Source organism: Blautia parvula (assembly GCF_020215665.1).
GTDB lineage: Bacteria > Bacillota > Clostridia > Lachnospirales > Lachnospiraceae > Blautia > Blautia celeris.
The window spans coordinates 5,891,872-5,913,617 of the sequence record NZ_CP084061.1 but is presented as its reverse complement, the minus strand read 5'-3'; the positions used below and the strand labels follow the sequence as shown (position 1 = coordinate 5,913,617).

The 21,746-nt window shown below is 41.4% G+C and carries 14 protein-coding genes; 1 reads left to right on the top strand and 13 read right to left on the bottom strand.

What is annotated here, in order from left to right:
* Positions 1-4 precede the first annotated feature (4 nt).
* The 13 genes from LC508_RS26815 to LC508_RS26755 form a co-directional block, all read right to left on the bottom strand.
* On the bottom strand, positions 5-5,584 hold the full coding sequence (locus LC508_RS26815) for a glycosyltransferase (RefSeq protein ID WP_103731947.1): 5,580 nt from the start codon (positions 5,582-5,584) through the stop codon (positions 5-7).
* 22 nt (positions 5,585-5,606) lie between these two features.
* A complete protein-coding gene (locus LC508_RS26810; RefSeq protein WP_033143055.1) occupies positions 5,607-6,875 on the bottom strand; it encodes an ABC transporter ATP-binding protein in 1,269 nt (422 codons plus the stop codon).
* Between the two features lie 13 nt (positions 6,876-6,888).
* A complete protein-coding gene (locus LC508_RS26805) occupies positions 6,889-7,698 on the bottom strand; it encodes an ABC transporter permease (protein WP_033143054.1) in 810 nt (269 codons plus the stop codon).
* A 13-nt stretch (positions 7,699-7,711) separates the two neighbouring features.
* Positions 7,712-8,278 carry a dTDP-4-dehydrorhamnose 3,5-epimerase gene (rfbC, locus tag LC508_RS26800; protein ID WP_033143053.1) on the bottom strand — a complete coding sequence of 189 codons (567 nt, stop codon included), beginning with the start codon at positions 8,276-8,278 and terminating at the stop codon, positions 7,712-7,714.
* Between the two features lie 49 nt (positions 8,279-8,327).
* Positions 8,328-9,629: a D-alanyl-D-alanine carboxypeptidase family protein gene (locus LC508_RS26795; RefSeq protein WP_103731946.1), complete on the bottom strand. Its 1,302-nt coding sequence runs from the start codon at positions 9,627-9,629 to the stop codon at positions 8,328-8,330.
* 122 nt (positions 9,630-9,751) lie between these two features.
* A complete protein-coding gene (glf, locus tag LC508_RS26790) occupies positions 9,752-10,852 on the bottom strand; it encodes a UDP-galactopyranose mutase (RefSeq protein ID WP_054352260.1) in 1,101 nt (366 codons plus the stop codon).
* A gap of 8 nt (positions 10,853-10,860) precedes the next feature.
* The gene (locus LC508_RS26785) at positions 10,861-12,663 is read right to left on the bottom strand and encodes a DUF2142 domain-containing protein (RefSeq protein WP_158587230.1); all 1,803 of its coding nucleotides are present in this window, start codon (positions 12,661-12,663) and stop codon (positions 10,861-10,863) included.
* A 163-nt stretch (positions 12,664-12,826) separates the two neighbouring features.
* Entirely contained in the window at positions 12,827-13,189 is a 363-nt protein-coding gene (locus LC508_RS26780) for a DUF2304 domain-containing protein (protein WP_033143050.1), read from the bottom strand.
* Positions 13,190-13,200: 11 nt separating this feature from the next.
* Positions 13,201-13,887, bottom strand: a complete 687-nt coding sequence (locus LC508_RS26775; RefSeq protein ID WP_033143049.1) for a glycosyltransferase family 2 protein — start codon at positions 13,885-13,887, stop codon at positions 13,201-13,203.
* 16 nt (positions 13,888-13,903) lie between these two features.
* Positions 13,904-14,692 carry a glycosyltransferase family 2 protein gene (locus LC508_RS26770; protein ID WP_033143085.1) on the bottom strand — a complete coding sequence of 263 codons (789 nt, stop codon included), beginning with the start codon at positions 14,690-14,692 and terminating at the stop codon, positions 13,904-13,906.
* 16 nt (positions 14,693-14,708) lie between these two features.
* Positions 14,709-15,935 (bottom strand): lipopolysaccharide biosynthesis protein, encoded by a 1,227-nt coding sequence (locus LC508_RS26765; protein ID WP_054352257.1) that lies wholly within the window; start codon positions 15,933-15,935, stop codon positions 14,709-14,711.
* A gap of 18 nt (positions 15,936-15,953) precedes the next feature.
* Entirely contained in the window at positions 15,954-16,946 is a 993-nt protein-coding gene (locus LC508_RS26760; protein ID WP_054352256.1) for a glycosyltransferase family 2 protein, read from the bottom strand.
* Between the two features lie 10 nt (positions 16,947-16,956).
* The gene (locus LC508_RS26755) at positions 16,957-17,823 is read right to left on the bottom strand and encodes a LicD family protein (protein WP_158587231.1); all 867 of its coding nucleotides are present in this window, start codon (positions 17,821-17,823) and stop codon (positions 16,957-16,959) included.
* A gap of 299 nt (positions 17,824-18,122) precedes the next feature.
* On the opposite strand from LC508_RS26755, the gene LC508_RS26750 reads away from it, so the two are divergent.
* Positions 18,123-21,746: a hypothetical protein gene (locus LC508_RS26750; protein ID WP_158587232.1), complete on the top strand. Its 3,624-nt coding sequence runs from the start codon at positions 18,123-18,125 to the stop codon at positions 21,744-21,746.

The window sequence follows — 21,746 nt, the reverse complement described above, 5'->3', positions numbered from 1 at the left end:
TCTGTTATTTCATCAGGAACTTCACAGCCTCCTGCCCTGTCTTCTGTGTTACATACTGATCAAGTACTTTTTTATTCGCTGCTTTTCCTATTTTATGTCGCAGTTCACTGTCTGTGATCAGTGCTTCCAAAGCTTCTGCCCACTCTTCTTTGGTGCTGCAGAGATATCCCTCCACACCGTTTTGGATCAGCGGCTCCAACTCATCATTTCGGCTCATAACACTTGGCACCTTCACAAGTGCTGCTTCCATCCATTTGTTTTCTGATTTACAGCTGTGGAACACTGTATTTTCAAGAGGCATCAAATTGATATCAACTCCTGCAAGAGCCTCCGGAAGCTTCTGCCACTCCATAAATCCCATCTTTTCAATGCGGTCCTGGAAACGTTTCATCTTATCCTCTGAGAGAACTCCCACCAGTTTTAACATAACCTGTGGATATTTTTCCATCATTTCTATCAGAGCATCCTCGATAACAGCGAAATCCCTGTCATGAGTCTTGGAACCACTGAAATATCCAATATAGGTTTTTTCCTTTTCAGGTACTTTCGTCTTTATTGCATCGTGAGAAAGGATCTGCATCTCCATGCTTGCAGTATTTCTGTTGATCACCACAGGTTTATGCGGAAACTCAGCTGAAATCTGCCTTGCCAAGGTTACTGTGGAAGTGATATAGCCACTGCACTGCTCCATACAGGCGTGGATCTTACGAGTTGTACTCCTGAAATCTTTGTATTCCTCACCTTCCAGAAAATGCAGAGAAGCAATTCTATCATAATCAAATATCAAATCATCAATATCGTAATAAGCCGGAATTCCCAGTTCTTCTGCCTTACGGACTATCTTCCGGACTCCCTCCTCATTACTGCAGCGGTAAAATACCACTGCTTTATAATCCTTAAGCCTGCACTCTTTTGCCTCATCCATCTGGATAAACCTGGAAGCATATCCCTGACATAAGAGCTGTTCCCTCAGATGCTCTACACGATATCTGGATGCAAAAGAAATCTCCTCTCCCAAAAACAGTATCTTTTCTTCCTGCACCGGCATTTCATCAATATGGCAGACTTCCTCCGCGAATTTTGAAATCTCCGCCAAAACGGATGGTGCATCTGTCTTGTCAAGTACAATTCCTCTGTCATAACGCGCCACTCTCTCCACCGGTGCACCAATGTTGAAGACTGCTATAGGCATCTTCATAGACATGATTTCTGAGGTTGTATATGAAAAGGTTTCCGGCCAGATTGACGGTATAAAAAAGATATCTATATCTTCTTCCAAGGTAAGTTTCGGAAGCATTTCCCTTGTATATCTTCCTGTATACGAAAATACCGGACTGTCAATCTCTTCATCACTGACTCCGATCAGATGGATACGTATGTTGAGATTTTTCCTTTCTATCTCACGTACCATTTCCTTCACTACATCCAAGCCCTTTTTATAACACAGAACACCGAGCAGGCCAATATTCAATGTGGGGGTTGTCTTATATTTCTTACTGATCGGCGGAAGATAATGGGGTTCGTGAGGAATGACCCTGATTTTATATATTTCCGGGTAAGCTCTGTTTAAAAGGTCTGCGGAATCATCAGAAAATGCAAATATCTCATCACAGTGCCTTAAAAACTCTTTCCACTTACAACGCCAGACACTCCCGCTTTCATATTCCAGACAGGCATTGCTTCTGTTATCCGGTATACATTGGTTACAAATCTCATCTGACGCAGCTTTACAGTACGCCCCATTTTTATCCATCAGGTTGACCGCAGGACAGATACAGAAGAAATCGTGAAGCAGCATACGCAGAACAGCACAGTGCTCTTCTTTCCAGCCAACTATTCTTTCCATAAAATCATAGAGTTTCGGATATGTCACCAGTTCGTTGATCCAAATCTCATCAACACGCCTTACCATATCCAGCAAAAGCTGCAGGTTCTCTGAGAAGAACTTAATCCTATAGTCTTTGTACTGATATAAGAACAGGTATTTATTCGTATATATATCATACCGTATAACAATAAAACGACGGCCTTTCAGCAGCTCCTCTTTCACTTTTTTATTGAGATATTCCGTTGCACCTCCGCCCAGATTATGATCAAAGGCCACAATTGTTTTTACCTCTGTCTTCTGGTTCAGAAGCTGCATGATGGCATAAAGCCTTACCATTCTTGCCGGATCAATTCTGCAGTATTCTGCCACATCTTTATTATAATCCGGATGCTTTTCCAGTAATTTTTTAGAATGCTTCTCCAGAAGCATCATTTTTTCTTCTGACAGGAAGCTGCCCCCGTGCTTATGATATACATAAAGATTATCCACATGCACGTTCCGATAACCAGCCTGCAAAGCCCGCTGACACCAGTCATTTTCTTCCCCGTACCCCTTGCCAAAGTTTTCTTCATCCAAATACCCAACTTCAGAAAGTGCTTCACGGTTCAAGCCCATACAAAAACCGATTCCAGTAGGCATAGATGGATACTGCGGTTTCATATTTCTGAATACATCATCAATCTGCCATAGCTTCATACCCTCAAAAATGGCATTGTCCTTGCAGAACTCAGGAAAACTACAGAGCGTACCGCAAGTGGTAAACGGTGTGGTTGTAGCCACTTTTGTTCCGCATATAATGGGATACATAAGACGTTCCAGCCAGTTTTCAGGCACCTCCACATCTGTATTCAGGAGCACCGCGTGATTTTGTATCAGTTTAAGTCCTCTGTTCACTGTTTTTAAGAATCCCAGATTCTGTTCATTTCTAAGCAGAATCACTTCCGGTCGGTCTTTTGCATATGTCTCCAGGTATTCCTTTACTTTTTCATCCGGACTGCAGTCATCTATGATAATCAGTCTGTACTTCATCCTGGTTTTCTCTACACCTGCAAAGAGCGCATCAAAATACGAAAGACCGTTATAGACCGGAACAACAATATCTATCTCATGTGTAAGATAATCCTCCGGAAACTGAAGCGGCTTATCCACATAACACTTCTTAAAATACCGGATATCACCGATACTTGTCTCATCTTCTGCCGAAAACACTTGAATATCAGCATCTGCAGGCAGTGTCCTGTCTCCCGGAATCGTTCCCAGTAACCTGCCTCCAGTTCCGTCAATGGTATCAAATTCAAAGTAAACATCCAGGTCAAACGGGGAATAGACACTTGCAGTTACTGAAAATCCGCTGCTTTCCGCCTCCTGATTTCCCATATTTTCCGCAACATCTTTTCTATAGATCACCTGATAACCGGTTTCACTGACCTTGTTCTTACCATGATAAAAAGCAATCCTCGGCTTTCCCATTTCATGGGCCGGATCAAATACCCACCCTATGACAGTGAGCAGCTTATTTTCATATGAAATCTGATCCACGCTGCCCGGACAGATCAATATACGCGGCTTATCCGGATCACCTTCTCTTCTAAGCTTACGCACAACCGGACGGAGCACTTTTTTTGCTCTGCTTTTCATTGTGACTGCCGGCGGCTCCACATTTGTTTCGGTCTGTACAGGAGCCGGCTGTGAAGGCTGTAATTTTTCACACGCCATCTCTCTCAGGAGTTCTGTCTTGTACTGATCGTCCATGTACCAGAATTTTCCCTCGATCACCAGATATTCCACTTTGTCCGGCTCCAGGGTACTGATAATGTAATTAGGGTCCTCTGTTATAAATACGGTACTGTCTTTATCCTGCAGATGCAGTCCGTTTGGCACTAAAACCGCACGACAGTTACAATCCACCTTATCTATCCTGCACTTACAAAAATACCCATTTTCAGGATCCCAGCGCAGACCTTTTATACCGGAAATCCCCCGCAGATCATAGACTGCTTTAAAGCAATTGCGCTCTAAACGAACCTTTGCAGCCACCACCTGATTTTCATTTAAACCGCTTCCCAGGTCATAATAGATTTTACTGTCCAGATACTTTTTAAGTTTTTCCTGCTCTGCAATCTGTTCCAGAGAAATGGGAACAGGAGGCTTTTCATATTTTGACAGCTGATCACATCCTACATAAGTATAAGCAAAATGCAGTGCCCACTGCAGATACACCTCCTGGTCAGACAGGGTTATCCCCAATTTCTTTATTATCTTGTGCCGCGGGCAGACCGCATCTAAGGAGGGCATTTTTGTATATATTTCATTCAGAAGACGCCACATAATGAAATCAACCGGCACAGGGAAGTCAGCAATCCACTCATAATCAATAATGGTTTTCTCTTCCCCTTCAAGGAAAATATTCTGACAGATCAAATCAATATTTGCAGGAGAAATACACCGAAGCGGAACTCTTCCTTTTGTTTCACCAAACATAGCGACGAATTCTTCCGTGTGATAATCTTCAACCATCAGACTGTCTGTAAAATATGTTTCATATAGGTTCTGAAAGAGCTTTTCAATACTTTTACTGTCTCCTTCTTTTAAGTAATCTTTTATTACATTGTAATAAGTTTTACCTGTAAGAAATTCATATGACACGGCACCATCTTTGTATACAGACTTCAGATTTTTAAAGCTGCCCGGCAGTTCTGCCTGTCCATAACGCTCCATCTGATGCAAAAATTCTTTTGCCCTTGCATTCATGGCCTGCTTTTTAACGAAGATCTCCTGTTCCCTTTTCAGGATCAATGTCATTACCCGGAACTCTTCTTTTCTCTCACTGTTGATTTTTGCATATAGTATCTCTGTATCTCTAATGACATCCTCTCTGGAGGCTTCCACCAAGAAGGAGTTAACAAAATTGTCCATCACTTCTTCTCTAAGGAGGCTATGTGCCACATCCGTCTCATTAAACAAACTGAATCTGTTTTCTGTAAATACAGGATATTGTTTCCCGTAACCGATTACTTTTAAAGTCTCATCTGTAAATATTTCTGTTGGGAATTTGTAATCCGGATAAGGATAATAATATTTCATATGACAAAGGCCGCTCTTCTCAAACAGCCTGGTAAGCTCTGACTTGGAAAATGTACGTACAGAATTATTTCCTGCATAGCGGTTAAGCCCAAGAAAATACATATCTGTATGGTCTTCAGGCGCCCCGGCAAAATATTTCAGTCCCAGACGGTTCTCGATAGCTACCAGCAGTTTTCCGTCATGTTTCAAAAATGATGCCATTTTATTGAGAAAAGATTCATATGGCGTTTCACCATCCGTAAAACTGGCTGCGTACTCCAAAACCCCGTTAAGGACAATATAGTCAAAGTCCTTTTCCAGCACCATATCATTTAAATTTCCAACCATAATCGTCAGGTTATCATAATCTTTGTGACGCTCATAATTAATGGCTGCACGTCTCCCTGACAACTCAACCGCAGTCACTTTTCCTGCTTTTTCACACAGCATTCCCGTCAGAGCACCGCATCCTGCCCCTATCTCCAGAACAGAATCCTGCTTTGTAAAAGGATACCAGTTTAAAATATTTTCCCTGATACCCGCAAAATGATAAACCATGGGAAATTCAACCTGCTCTTTGGGCAGTTCCTCATAGGTGATCCCCTGTCTGGCCATTTCGAGCATACGCTCCTCTATATCACCATCTGAATACTGTCCATTCTGCGTGTCATAATCGTAATTCAACTCTGCCATACAAAACTCCTTCGCAAACTGCTTATTTCAGCGTAACTTTAGAAAACATATCAAAGTAGCCGACAGCTTTCTTATCTGTAATGACCGTCAGGTTGCAGACATCATAAAGCCTGTGGAAAACAGTAAAATCACCGTTTCTGTATCCCGTACATCCCAGACACAGCATATACTCACCGGCCTCCAGGCTCATCATCTGGGTAAATGTTATCTCCTGGATATCTCCGGCTTTTTTGGGTGTGACCGGAGAATTTTCATACATGGTATTTGTACCTGTGATTTCTGTCCCTTTCAGGTCTTTAATGGTAAATGCAAAAATAGGTTCACTGATATCATCATTAAACTTAACTTTCATTTTAACCGAAAACTGCTGCCCTTTGTCTATGGCATTCGTGATCAGTCCCGTATGGTCATAGATACCAAAATCCACGATTTCTGCCAGCTTACTCCCATACTCCAGGACTTCAGGATTCAGATTCAGTTTTTCCTTTTGAAGGCTATCCTCCTCCGGTGCACTTTCCATATTTTCTCCCGGATTTTCCGCCTCATCATCATCCAGTTGATTGACCAGCACTTTACGATATAGATTCACCATATCTTTTGCGCCGCCTTCAGCCAGCTTATGTCCCTGATTCAACAGCACTACTCTGTCACAGTATTTTCCGATACTGCTTAAGTCATGGCTGACAAATAAAATAGTCTTCCCCATTTCTTTAAATTCTTCAAATTTCCTGTAGCACTTGGCCTGGAAAAACACATCACCTACAGAAAGTGCCTCATCCACAATCAGAATCTCCGGTTCAATGTTAATGGCAACAGCGAACGCCAGACGCACAAACATACCGCTTGAATAAGTCTTTACAGGCTGATGGACGAACTCTCCAATGTCTGCAAAACTTAAAATATCATCCATCTTCGCATCTATTTCTTCCCTGGAAAAACCGATCATGGTTCCGTTCAGATAAACATTCTCTATACCGGAATACTCACCGTTAAATCCAGCTCCCAACTCCAGCAGTGCTGAGATTCGTCCGTTTACACGCACTTCGCCTGCCGTGGGATTCAGTACACCGGTGATAATTTTCAGAATTGTGGACTTTCCTGAGCCGTTTGTTCCAATGATACCCACAGTTTCTCCCTGATGTACCTGAAATGATACATCATCAAGGGCAAAATGCTCTTTATATTTTTTCTGCCTTGATAAGCCCAGAGACTCTTTAAGGCGGTCCATCGGCTTATCATATAATTTATACATTTTACTAACATGATCTACTGCAATTGCAATTTCTGACATATTTTATCCTCTCTTATAACACATCTGCAAAATGCGGCTTTAAGCGCTTAAATATTACAGTTCCCAGAACGAACAGTACAATTGTCACACACCAGAAATATAATCCCCATTTCAGATGATCGGTCAGCCATACCCGTCCCAGAATGGAATCGCGGTACCCGGAAACGATGTAATACATTGGATTCAGCTTAAACGCTTTTACAAACAGCGGATGATCAGCCATACGGCCTAAATCCCACATAATTGGTGTCAGCCAGATACCCACCTGCAGAAATATACTGATAATCTGAGTCAGGTCCCTGAAAAAGATCACAACCGCACTGGTTATATACACAAGCGCCAGTGAAAATACAAAAGTACATCCTGTATAGTAAATGATCTGGATTGTATGTATGGTTGGCGGATAACCATTTGCCGCACATACAACCAAAGCAAACGCAACAAAAAACACATGCACAAACAAAGCTGAAATCACTTTTACCATAGGAAGTATGCTGATTTTGAATACCACTTTTTTGACCAAATAGTTATACTCAATCAGACCGTTTGTTCCTGCATTCAGGGCATCCTGAAAAAAGAACCATGGAACAATACCGGATATCAGATAAAGTACAAAGGGATATTCAGCCATATCTCCTGCCTTCAGCCCGACTGTAAACACAAACCAGTACACCATAATCGTAACGATCGGCTGGATAAATGCCCAGACAATACCCAGATAAGAACCTGCGTATTTTGTTTTGAAATCATTCTTAGCCAGGGTCAAAATCAAACCTCTGTTATGATATAGTTCCAATGGCAATCCAAATATTTTTTCTTTCATATTCTGCTCCTGTTTACCTGTTTTTTGTGTACTCTTTAATGCCGCCCCACTTATGGTCTTTCTCAGAGATAATCAGGTCCTCCTCTGTCATTCCTTCCGGCAGCGGCCATGCAACACCTATCTCCGGATCATTCCATTTGAGTCCGCCCTCATCATTCGGATGATAAAAATCAGTGCATTTATAAGCAAATTCAGCCGAATCTGATAATACTACAAATCCATGCGCAAAGTTCTTTGGTATAAAAAACTGTTTTTTATTTTCAGCTGATAGAAGAACACCATGCCATTTTCCAAATGTTTTTGAACCTGGCCGCAGGTCTACGGCCACATCAAATACTTCTCCGCTCACTACTCTTACCAGCTTATCCTGTGGAAAATTGATTTGAAAATGCAGGCCTCTTAAAACACCTTTTCTTGAACTTGACTGATTGTCCTGTACAAATTCCATATCAATGCCTGCAGCCTTATAATCATTATAATTATATGTTTCCATAAAATAGCCTCTCTCATCCCCGAATACGGCCGGAGTGATGATTTTCAAACCTTCAATCTCACATGTTTCTACAGTAATTTTACCCATTGTTTTGTCCTCTTTTCATTTAAATTATATTTTATACATTTGTGGTACACTATTTTTTCTTTCTGCGCCTTTTCTTCTTTCTCTTTCTGTCATGCCGCACAAGAACCCCAAGAAGTACGATCAAAACAATAATTAAAGCGGCCATTATAATAAGAAGAATGCTTGTCAACGAAATATTCTCTGTGCCGTCTTTTGAGTTCGTGTCTTCTTTGTCTTTTGCAGCAGCCGTATTATCAGATGTCTTATCTTCCTGCTTCTCTTCTGATTTAATTTTTTCCTCTTTTGGAGGTTCTTTTATTTCACTGCCCAAATACTGCCCCGAATAGCTGTATTTGACCAGGGTATTACCATTTTCCTGTTTTTCCTCCGATGTTTCCAGCTGCTCCATGGTGATCCCCTTTGGAAGCAGAAGAGAACCACCGTTTAATTCCTTTTTCTCAAAGTTTTGAAATCCATAATTAAAAAGATTTGTGGTATCTGCACAATTCGGTGCCATATCAGCACCTTTCATGACAACAGCCAGATATGTCACTCCATTTTGTTCAGCTCCTGTTACCAGAGTCTTGCCTGCGGCTTCTGTACTGCCTGATTTTCCACCGATACACCCTTCATAATGCTCTGCACTCTCCTCTGCCAAAAGCGGATGATGCGTATGGAGTCTGCGCTCTGTGGCTGTCAGATTAGTTGCAGGTATATAATAGGTCTGCATACCAATTATCTCTTTGAAGGTATCATTTTTCAAAGCTTCCCGAAAAATAAGCGCCATATCATACGCTGTTGTATAATGATTTTCATCCGGAAGCCCGCTGGCATTGACAAAATGTGTATTCTTACAGCCAATCTCTGCTGCTTTCTGATTCATTAATTCTGCAAAGGCGGCTTCAGAGCCCGACACGGTCTCAGCCAGCTGGATCGCCACCTCATTGGCTGACTGGATCATCAGCCCAAACAGGCAGTCTCTGATCGTTATCACTTCTCCCACCTGCATATTGATTGTACTGCTGCCTGCGACCTGTTCTGCCGCAACCGCAGTCTCTGAAAATGTCACCTGGGTATCCAGAGAACAATTCTCAATGGCAAGAAGCGCTGTCATGATCTTTGTAATGCTTGCCGGATAACGAAGTTCATCCATTCCCTTATTATAAAGGACGATTCCACTGTCTGCTTCCATTAAGACCGCCGTCTCACATGCCACTTCAGGTCCTTGGGGCCAGCCGGCCATTTCATTGCTCGTTATGGGATATACCGTCCCGTTATTAACTGCTGCTGCCGGTTCTGCTATCAAACAGGTACACAGCATCATTGCCGCGGCAAATGTTTTCAGGTATCTCCATTTCCGTTTTTTCTCCATATCTTAAACATTTCTCCTTATACGCAAACCAGCAGTACCCACTGGATACTGCCGTCTGCCTCCTGATTTTCCGTGCTTGAATCTTATATACTATAGCATTTTCCTGTCAGAATTTCAATCTTTTATGCCAATTCCCTGTCAGCCAGGTCAAACGCAGCCTCTATTACCTTGTCCATATCATAATACTTATATTCCGCAAGGCGCCCTCCGAACAAGACGTTGTGCTCCTGCGCAGCAAGTATCCGGTATTTTTCAAACAATGTCTGATTTGTGTGATCGTTAACCGGATAATACGGCTCTCTTCCCTCCTCCCAGGACTGAGGATATTCTTTTGTGATGACCGTTTTCTCCTGCGTTCCATATTCAAAGTGTTTATGTTCTATGATTCTTGTATAAGGAGTTTCCCTGTCAGTAAAATTCATGACAGCAACACCCTGATAGTTTTCAATATTCAATGTCTCACTCTCAAACCGAAGACTTCTGTATTCCAGTTTGCCATATTGATAACCATAATAGGAATCCAGTGTTCCGGTATATAAAACTTTTTTTCCCAGTTTTTCATACCTTTCTCTATACTGGTTAAAATCCGTTTCCAGTTCAACATCACATCCTGCAAACAAGCGGTCTATCAGAGGATTATATCCTCCTTTTGGGATTCCCTGATATGCATCATTAAAATAATTGTTATCATAGGTGTACCTCACCGGAATCCTCTTGATAATGAACGTGGGAAGTTCCCGGCAGTCCCTTCCCCACTGCTTCTCTGTATACCCTTTGATCAATTTTTGATAGATATCTGTTCCCACAAGCCGAACAGCCTGTTCCTCCAGATTTGCAGGTTCCCCTTTCATGGCAGCTCTCTGTGATTCTATGATACGCTCTGCTTCTTTTGGTGTCTGCACACCCCAAAGTTTATTGAATGTATTCATATTAAAGGGCAGATTGTATATTTCACCTTTGTAATTTGCAATGGGAGAATTGGTATACCGGTTAAACTCCGTCAGTGAATTTACAAACTCCCATACTTTCTTATTGCTGGTATGGAATATATGCGCGCCATATTTATGGACATGTATCCCTTCTATGTCCTGGCAGTACAGATTTCCTCCCATTGTGTCTCTTTTCTCCACCACAAGACATTTTTTTCCCTTCTGCCCTGCCAGATAGGCAAACGTCCCTGCAAAAAGACCGCTGCCTGCTATCACATAATCATACATTTCCATCTATACTCCTATTTGATAATATATCTCCAGACGTCAAGTGCAGCCATAAATTCCAGGGCAAACACTGCAGCCGCCAGACCATAATCCATTTTTTTTCTGATATAAATTGTTTTATTTTTAACCGCAAGAACCAGCAGAGGTAAAAACGGAAGGAAATAACGTCCCTGCACCCCTGCGATATAAGTACAGAAATCAGGTGTAAAATTCAGCCACATCCCCATTACCGTACCACCTATCATGATGAGGCTTAGCATTATCACCACAATTCTTTCTTTTGCAGTCATACATTCGCTTTCCTGCGCACTGGAGAAAGTGGTCATAAACAAAAGAAGCAGCAGGCCGGCAATCACAACCCAGGATATATTAACCTGAAACCACCCAAGGGATTGTCCCACAATAGTACCCAGATAATATTCTCCCTGCTCAAAATAAGTATTAAATACCATCTTGAGACTGTTGATGGGCTGGCTTATGATATCATGGAGAGAAAATCCTACAGCACCCTCTACAGCACCTGCGGATTCACCGGTTGCAACGAGGCTGTTATATAGAAAACTCATTCTTTCAATAATGAGAAACACCACTCCGGACGCCATGATCATTCCGCATCCGATAAAATACTGTTTTTTTCTGAACTTTTTCTTGGGTATCAGGAAACAAATACCACATACAAATATATAAGCTATTTTGCATGGTGCCATGATACCCGCAATTGCCGCAAGAAAGAGTATATCTTTCCATGTTACTATTTCTTTTTTATAAATCAGACGCATGGTATAACCAATAAACAGGAAACACAGCGCGTTAACAAGGCAGTCGTAAGAGAAAGACCCGGCTAATTCCAGAGACATTGGAAACAGCGCGATCAACATCAAACTCATTTTTCCCCATGGTATAAATCTGATAGCCCAATAAACACAGAAAATATAGAACAAAAGTCCCATAAATTTCCCCAGATACAGAGTCTGCACTGCCCCCTGCCCTGTCAGCCATCCCAAAACAACGCCGATTGTCTGTGGAAGATGTGCAACTATAGGGGTTCCCAGCCTTCCCCTGATATAGGACACAGCCTGATCATTCACAGGCTCCTGCCATTTTTCATAAACCATGTTAAATGTCTTTCTGGAGACATCCGTCATCACAGGTATATTTAAATCAGACGCTCTGACAGATACTTTTCCCTGCTCGTCTTCTGCTTCTCTGCCCATGATTCTGTCAGCATTTGAATAGGCAGTTGCTATATGGGCATTTTCATCCGGAGCTGTGTTTGGCGGAAAGAATATCACGAAAAACATTCCCCATGTAAGACCCAAAACCAAAAATAAATTCTCTGTTCTGCACTTTCTGCGAATGACTAAAAATGCAAGCACAGCACCTCCAAGAATCACCCATGCGACAAACCCCATAAATAATTTGCGCATAAATCCACTTGTCGCATTTAAAAGAAAGAATAAATCTCCATCCAGTTTTTCACCCCCCGCTGTTAAACTGCCATTTCCATAAAAATCTTTTTCTGTATATGGCAGACTGACCGTCGGTTCCGATGTCTCCTCTGTCTGTATCTTTATCTCATACTCTTTCCCCATAGCATTATCAACAGGAGTTTCAAAAGCAAAATGCTGATAATGTGATTCCTCAGCCTCCGGCACTTCCAATTTCCAACTGCCCAAAAGCTGCCCTGATTTTTTTTCATGGAAATCAACACTCACATTCGCACTTTTGCCAGCACCAAACATAATATCAAAGCTTGTGATTTCGTTTCTGCTTCCTTTTATAGTCTGTACCCATGTCTGACCCTTTTGAAGCTTCATCTCCTTTGCAGACGCCTCCTGAGGATAGTTCGGCTGATAGGAAACTTCCTCAAAACTTGCTGGCCTGACCATAAAAAAATAAAAACATAAGAGAGACAGGCACATTATCATTAACAACAGACCGTATATAATAAAAGATTTTTTTTCATTCTTTGCAGTTATCTTAATCATGCTTCTCTGTTTTCTCCTTGCTCTCCAGCTTTTCTTCCAAAATACCTATTTTTTGTGTTAATGTTTTTGTTTTTTGAGACAAATCAGATACCAAAACGCTCAGAGTAAACGTAAGTGCCAGCAGGAAACAAAAACCCAGAAAAAATATAAAATTTATAGGAACTCCAACTCCGCTGATTTTTGCCATCTCTTCAATAATCCCCGGAAAGAAATCCAGAATTAAAATCACACATCCCATAAAACCCCAGGGTAATGCATATTTTATTTCTATCTTATTCTTCCTGACCATTGCTCCCAGATAAAAGAACGCTAATATTACAATCACTGCTACCACAATCTGTGTCTTAATGTTCATGATCCTCCCCCTTATCTCAGACATTCGATAATAATTGCCAAACTCACTTTTATCATATAATAAATAGATTTTTTAGGGGATATAGAGGATACGCCTCCCTGCCTTTCATGCATTTCAACCGGCAGTTCCTCCACCCGTTTACCTTTTCTTATTACAGATACCACCGTTTCCGGTTCAGGGTAGTCCTTGGGATAGTTCTGTGCAAACATTTTAATGATCTCACTATCCGCCATCCGAAGCCCGGATGTAGGGTCTGTGATTTTTTTTCCGGTGAGGCATCGAATCAATCCCGTAAAAAAACGAATGCCCAGTCTGCGGATCCCGGATGACTGAAATCCTTTTTTTTCGATAAATCTGGATCCAATCACCATGTTCACTTTATTTTCCAGCAAATAATCTGCCATAGTATTAAGGAATCTGGCATCGTGCTGTCCGTCACCATCCACCTGAACGGCAAGATCATAATCATTTTCCATTGCATATTGATATCCGGTCTGGACAGCACCGCCTATCCCCAAATTAACCGGAAGATTGATCACATGGAATTTTTCTGTCTTACATAACTCCCTTGTATTATCTTTTGAGCAGTCATTTACAATTACATAATCAAAGCTGGGCGCATACGTCTGTATATTTTTAATGGTGTTTTTCAGATTTTCCCCTTCGTTATATGCCGGTATAATAATAAGCTTCTTCATAAGTTTATTCCCTCAGTTATAATTCGTTTGATTTTTCGCTGCTGCTATATAATTTTACCAGCATTTTGGCAATCGGTGCCGGCCAGAATTTTCTGAACATGGTATAGTCTTCTTTTTTCCTGGCATTGTCTTTCAAAATGATACTTGTTTCCGATTCCTCATGAATTCTATGATACATAATAACATCATGTACATAGACAAAACTGCCTTTTCTTCTGGACAGCCGTTCCCAGGCCTCCCAGTCCTCTGCACTCCTGAATCCTGGACGGAACACCGGCTGAGGCAGATTCTTTTTGTCAAATGTAACAGAAGGGCAGCATATTGCACATCCAAATGACAAAATACGCCTTCTTATAAATTTTGAGGACCAAAATTTCCGAATACGCAGCGGAAGCAGCATGGTTCTTTTTACTTTTAACAGTTTGTTATCTGTGACAACGGTTTTATTTCTAAGTTCTCCGTAATCACCGAAGGCAATCAATGGTTTTTTTGCCCTTTTTATATGATTATAAACCTTTTCCCAATAATCCGGCAGATACACATCATCCTGATGCGCTATAGTGACATAACGGCTGTCAGCACACTGGTATGCAAAATTCCAGTCCTGTGTGATACCCTTTTCTCCCTTATTTACATACATAGGAATTTGATATTTACTGCACAGATTCTCTATGTATGTGTTCGGTGTGGATGTAGCCAGAATAATTTTGCTTTTTCTGGTCTGCCTCTTTAATGATTGAATACACGCTTCTAAATATGCACTCTCTTTATAAGCACATATAGCAAAAATATGTTCTTCTTTCATATCTTCTCCCATCTGTTTATTTCTCTCTCCAGCTTCTGCACAAACATCCGAATAAAATACAGCAGGAAATACCCAGCGCTATGATCAGCGCTATTGTAGCCCCCTGCATCTCCATCTTAGGGATCAAAACAAAACTGCAGACAGCACTGAATAATACCGCAGCCACATTTCCTACGATCAGTCCCTTAAACTCCCTGACCGCTGTCAGTATACCACAAAACAGCCATAGTATCGCTGTTAAAATGGTCGCAGCTATCAAAGGAAGAAGCAGCGCTTCATGTACTGCCACTTCTTTCCCGTAAAGCAGCATTAATCCCCAGTGTCCAAGCAGCTTTCCTCCAATCATAGCACAGACAGAGAGAACCGCAATGGCTAAAAAGCAGTTTCTGAAAGCTATCCAGAAGCCTCTTTTATCTTTATGGTGATATCTTTCTGCAAACAGTGTAATAAACGGCGAATAGATATACGATGCCCCCATTTGAACGATCATAGTTGGCGCAGCCACCGAGCCATATATGCCAAGCGCATAGCTGCCACAGATTTTTTCAAGTATGAGCCTGGGTATCGTAGCGATTGCTGTTGTCAGCATAGAATAAACCAGAAGAGGAATGCATTTATACAGAAGAGATGCGATTTCTTTCCCCTTCCACAAAATACTGATTTCAGCTATCTCTCTGTTTTTCGGTATATCATATATCAGAATAACAACAAAAGATACAATTGTCATAGCCAATATGGCGAATACTATATTTTTTGTAAGATAAAGCACCCCACAGAATGCCACAAAGGTGCAGATTCCCTTTATCACCCAGGATTTACCAATATAATCCATTCTCCATACTTTCTGGCTGATACCGGCATAGACATCATAAAGAGCCTCGGATGCCTTAAAGACGCAATATATACCAATACACCATCTCTGCTCCGCTGTATAGGACATACAAAGTACATAAACAGTCCCTATTATCACAGAGACAAAACAGGTAATCAATCTGCTTGCTATATAAACGCCATTTCTGTACTCTTCTACAATATCAGACACTTGAAAATTTCTCATACCAAACAGCGCAATGCTGTACATGAGATTTCCCACAGACATGGCAAGCGCTAAATTTCCGGCCGCATCGACTCCGGCCAGTCTGACAACCAATATAGTAATCAGCCATTGTGTTGCCAGATAGATAAGGCTTCCTACTGAATTCCACAATATACTTTTTTGAACAGATAGTTTTTTATTTTCCATGATTCACCATTCTCTCGTCTATTTGCTGATCCCTGCGTATAAGCATGCAAATGGCTCCAAACATTTTCTTCTCATAAGATGGATACATAGCCAGGTTCCTGCTCTTTGAGAGAAAGGTATATGGGGCACGGCCGTCAGCTTGATGTATTGATTTTTATAATAATCCGGAAAATAACATTCAAACATTTTTCTAAGCCGCCTGCACATATAAATGATCACATCACGTTCCCCGCCTTTTGCCACTTCAAATATTAAGCTGGTAACGATTCTGCAGATATAAAATTCCAATTGAGGTTTTGTAAAATTCTTCCCATTTTTCAGGCAGAATTGTATACATTGATCTAAGGCATCAAATGGTATTTTTTCTTTCCTGATACCTCTTTTTTTAAATCCTGACGTTGCGGATTCCGGATTCATCCGATAGTAGTATCCTGCGTAGGGAAGTATCTTTACATTCCGGGCCACAGCTTCCAACTGCAATATAACCGGTATATCTTCACATGTAATCCCCTCACAGTAGCGGATATCAAAATTTTCAAATAAACTTCTGCGTATGATTCGATTACACGAAAGAAACGTCAAGATGCGGATTTTTTCCTTACCCAGATCAAGCTTATAATCCCTTGTCACTTTTCCATCATCCGTTACTCTCACAAAATCACAGATTACCATATCAGAACACTGACGGACAGCAGTACGATACAATGTTTCAGCGTAACGTTCATCCACATAATCATCACTGTCTATAAAAATAACAAATTCACCTTTTGCATGCTGCAGTCCCAAATTTCTTGCAGAGGAACTTCCTCCATTTTCTTTTGTTATTCCTGTTACAAAGGTATATTTTTCACTATATTCATCAATTATATTCTGTGATTTATCTGTACTCCCATCATTTATCAGCAGAATCTCTATATTTTGAAAGGATTGGTGTACCAGGGATTCCAAACATTCTCTGAGATATTTTTCCGTATTATAAACAGGTACGATTATCGTTATAGCAGGCTGCATCCCTTACTCCTCACTTTTTAAGTATAATGGTTTCTTCCCCCGGAAACTGAACCTCAACCGGTACATGGTTCACCCTCTCCTCTTGGGGCGGAAGTTCCATATAATTATTATAATTTCTCTTTAAAACAGCGTCATAGTCTTTCGGCACCGCGACCTGGATATCCTCAAACTGCCGTTTTTCCAGTTGCTCCATTTCTTTTTTGTATATTACCCATTTTTCCGGCTCACTCACCAGAAGAGTTGACCTGTTCGTATCACAGTTCTCATACATAGTGAAATATTTATTACACTTTTTCCAAATACGTTTATCCGCAGACGGTATTAATTTTAAAAAATAATATAAAACATACCAGATAATCCTGACAAAGATATCAATACGGCCGCGGCTCCCAATCTGTGGCTCCTTTATTCTGCTCACACTAAAAAGCCGAATCCACAAGGCACATTTTTTCATATGGGCTTTCGCCTGCTTTTCATCATCCGGAATATTGTCATATGGAAAAATATCTATGTAAAAACCTTCCTGAGCATCTGCTTCTACCAGGCGCTCTTCCAAAAATTTTGTGTTTTTCATTCTCAATTTTGCAAAAGTCAGATGATATTTACTGTCAGTCTCCGGAATCTGCAGGGAAAATCTACTGTTCTCCTCCCTCTGCATGATTTCCAGAAAGCGGTTATAATCCTTTCTCGGCATCGCAACATCTATATCATCATCCCAGGGTATGAAACCACCATGACGTATTGTCCCGAGCAAAGTTCCAAACGCTGCAAAATATTTCAGATTATATTTTTCACATATATCCTGGAAATAAATCAGGATATCCTTTTCAGTATTTTTTATTCGTGTCAATATTTTTTCGTCGTATTCTCTGTACAATGCTGAATTTCTTCCTTTCTCCCTAATTTTTTTATTATATCCTGTTATAATTTATTTGTCCATCCTATATTCACAACTTATTTTTCTTCTTAATATTGAAAACTTGTATTTCAGATTATATTTGTTATAATGGTATTAAATAAAAAACGACAGGGGGTTATAATAGTTTCATGCATAGGAAAAAGAAAAAACTTATATGTTACCTGATTGTTTGTGTAATGATTTTCTGCGTAAATCTATCCTTTCCGCAAAGGGCAGAAACGGTTCAGGCAGCAGCAAACGGGTGCAAAATCCACTTTTTGACACTGCAGGATAACACTGATGCCATATTGCTTGAGTGCAATGGTAAGTTTGGCATGGTAGATTCCGGTGAGGACAGTGATTATCCAAACGGCAGGGATTCCAGGTATCCGTTCCGTGAGGGAACTGTGAAAAGAAAGGGCTTTGAGGGAGAGGTTCTTTCTTATATGCATTCCGTAGGTGTCACAAAAAACAATTTTGAATTTTACATAGGCACACACCCTCACAGTGACCATATCGGCTCTGCCGATGAGGTGATCTATGAATTTCATCCTAAAAGAGTATATATTGAGAAATACTCTGACAGTGACATTACAGACAGTTCCCGTCTATGGGATAACCTTTATGTGTATGACCATATGGTTAAGGCTGCAAAAGATACAGGGGCTACTTTAATTCAGGCATTTAGAAAAGATGCGCCTCTTTATCCGGAAACAGTCACTCTGCGCGGCACAATCCTTTTCCCTCAGATTACGGAAACAGAACCTGAAGAAAACACTGATGCAGATAGTACAACAGAAGAGGCCCCCGATCAGGACACCGATCCTTCTGTCCAGGATGAAGATACATCCCAACACTCCCAGGAAACACCTGGTGAACCATCAGAAAATGAACCATCGGAAAATGAACCGCCGGCAGATGATCCGGAAACACAGGACAAAACTTCCAATGAAGCAGAAAATGATGAAACACAGGAAGCTTCTCCTCAGGAAAATTCTGACCAGGCCCAGCCGGAAACTGCAGATTTGAACCAGGATACCTCCAATCAGAGTGGAGAAGACTTACCTGATTCTGATACCTCAGCTGATATAAAACAGGATACACTTCCGGACTCTGAGCAACCAGATGCATCTGCGCCTGCAGACAATGCCATCGATACATCTGCAGGAAAAAGTGAAACCAACATGGCTGTTCAGGTAAAAGAACCAGATTCTTTCTCTATAACTGTCAGCTACACTTCCAATGATAAAGATACTGATGTGCCAAAACCGGTAACTATATCATCGGATTCCAGCTCAACAGCTGGTTCCGTAACAAAAATCAGCGATAATCTTTGGACATATGAATTCAAAAACCTGCAGAAATATGATAATGCAAAAAAAGAATTTAATCTTTCCGTTGTACTCACGGCAGATGGTTATTCTTTTTCTCCGATAGAAGGAGCTACCCCATATGACTTTATAGGTGAAGCTAACTCTGTAAATGCGCTGTCAGCTCCCACTGCAGAAGAAGACAGCCAAACAGCAGAAGACCTTGCGGATGATCCTGAAATCGAAGCCATCCAGGAAAACAGCGGTACGGACGATGAATCACTTGAAGAACCTGAGAATATTGAATCGGATAATATGACGACAAACGATATTCCTGCCACAGACCAGGTAGATCCCAATCATCCTGATGACCCTATGAACATCAAAGCCTACGCAGGAGCTGCACCTGCTCAAAGCGGAATCTACGAAGATGAGATTGGTGCAGAATCCACACCGGTATTTTATCTGGGCGGAAAAAACGGAATGAAACTGGAAATCATGAATTACGGTGTTTCCCGTCCAAAGCAGGACGCCAACTATTTTAGCCTTGGTGTAAAAGTAACGGCTGTCTCTACCGGAAAAACTGCTTTCCTGGCTGCTGATATCAACAATTTTAAGGGAACAGAAACACGCTTAGCTAAAACACTCGGCCATGTGGACCTTTTAAAACTCGGACACCACGGTTCATACGGTTCCAATACCTATACGTATTTAAAAACTTTGTCACCGAAAATTGCTGTTATGACCGGAAAATTTGATTATGTCACTAATAATTCAATCGGAAGTGAAATAGGAACACTGGATACTCTGCTTGAAATGTCCAAATCAGGCATGGAATTATATCCAACGGCATGTTATTCTTCTTTTACCAGAGCATTTGTAATCAATCTGGATAAAAAACTCAGCAATAACATACCTAAAAACAAATCCGTTGTTGCAGTGACAGACTTTCCATCACCAAATGTCAGAATCCATTACCGCAATGGTTTTCCATCTGTATATACCGGCTGGGCCCAGTCTGCTGACAAAGACTGGTATTACTTTGAAAATTCACGTAATGCCTCTTCCGGAAAATGGATAAAAAATTCTGCAGGGCAATATTATTATCTAAAGCCCAGCGGTGTAATGGCCATAGGCTGGGTAGTGGTAGATAATCATTATTACTATATGGATTCTACCGGTGTGATGACTACCGGCTGGCAAAAAGACAAGGGAAAATGGTATTATATGAATTCTTCCGGCCAGATGATCACAGGCCGCCAGAGAATTGGTCAGGACTACTATTACTTCTCTTCTTCAGGTGCTATGGCTGCTGACCAGTATGTAAACGGACAATACTATGATGCTTCCGGCAAATGGCGCCCTGACTTTACAGATTCCAATTGGATGCAGGATTCTTCCGGATACTGGTATCGTTTTGCGGATGGAAGTTATCCCCAAAATGCCTGGCTGAGTATTCATGGAAGCTGGTATTACTTTAACTCTTCCGGCTATATGGCAACCGGATGGCTGAAGGACGGCGGAAAGTGGTACTATCTCGGTACCGATGGTGCAATGAAAACAGGTTGGTGGGAAATAAACGGTACCTGGTACTATTTAAATAGTTCCGGCGCTATGCTAACAGGACTTCAGACTATCGGCGGTCAAAAGTATTATTTTAATTCTTCCGGTGCCATGCTCACCGGGTGGTACAAGCTGAAAAACAGATGGTATTATTTTAAAGGAAACGGTGCTGCCGCTACCGGATGGTATCAGGTTGGAACAACGTGGTATTACTCAAACGGTTCCGGCCAGATGATCACTGGATGGATCAATTCAGGAGGAACATATTATTACTTAACCGGTTCCGGTGCTATGGCAACTGGCTGGCTGCATCTTGGGAACACATGGTATTACTTAAATGGTTCCGGTGCTATGCTCACCGGTTGGATTGAACTGGGTGGTACCTGGTATTATCTGGACAGAAATGGCTTTATGCTCACTGGTCTGAGAACTATAAATGGCCAAACGTATTATCTCAGTGCCTCCGGTGCTATGCTTACCGGCTGGGTTTCATTAAATGGCAAATGGTATTATTTCCATGGCAATGGTACGGCTGCTGTTGGTTGGAATTATATTAATGGCAGCTGGTATTATCTCAACAATAACCGCGTCATGGTTACCGGCCTTCAAAATATAAATGGAGGCAAATATTATTTAGACGGTTCAGGAGCTATGCGAACCGGATGGCTGCAGTTAAACAACAAATGGTACTATTTCAATATAAACGGCGCTGCTGTCACCGGTTGGAATTATATCAATGGAGCCTGGTATTATCTCAACAATGCCGGTGTTATGGTCACTGGCCTGCAGTCAATAAATGGACAGAGATACTATCTGGATGGATCAGGCGCCATGCACACCGGATGGCTGCAGTTAAACGGAAAGTGGTATTATTTCAACAGCAGTGGAGCTGCCGTATCCGGCTGGAATTACATCAATGGTGCTTGGTATTACCTGAATCCCAAAAACAATATGATGTATGCTAACACCTGGACGCCTGACGGCTATTTTGTAAATGCCAGCGGTGCATGGACAGGACAAAGAAGATAA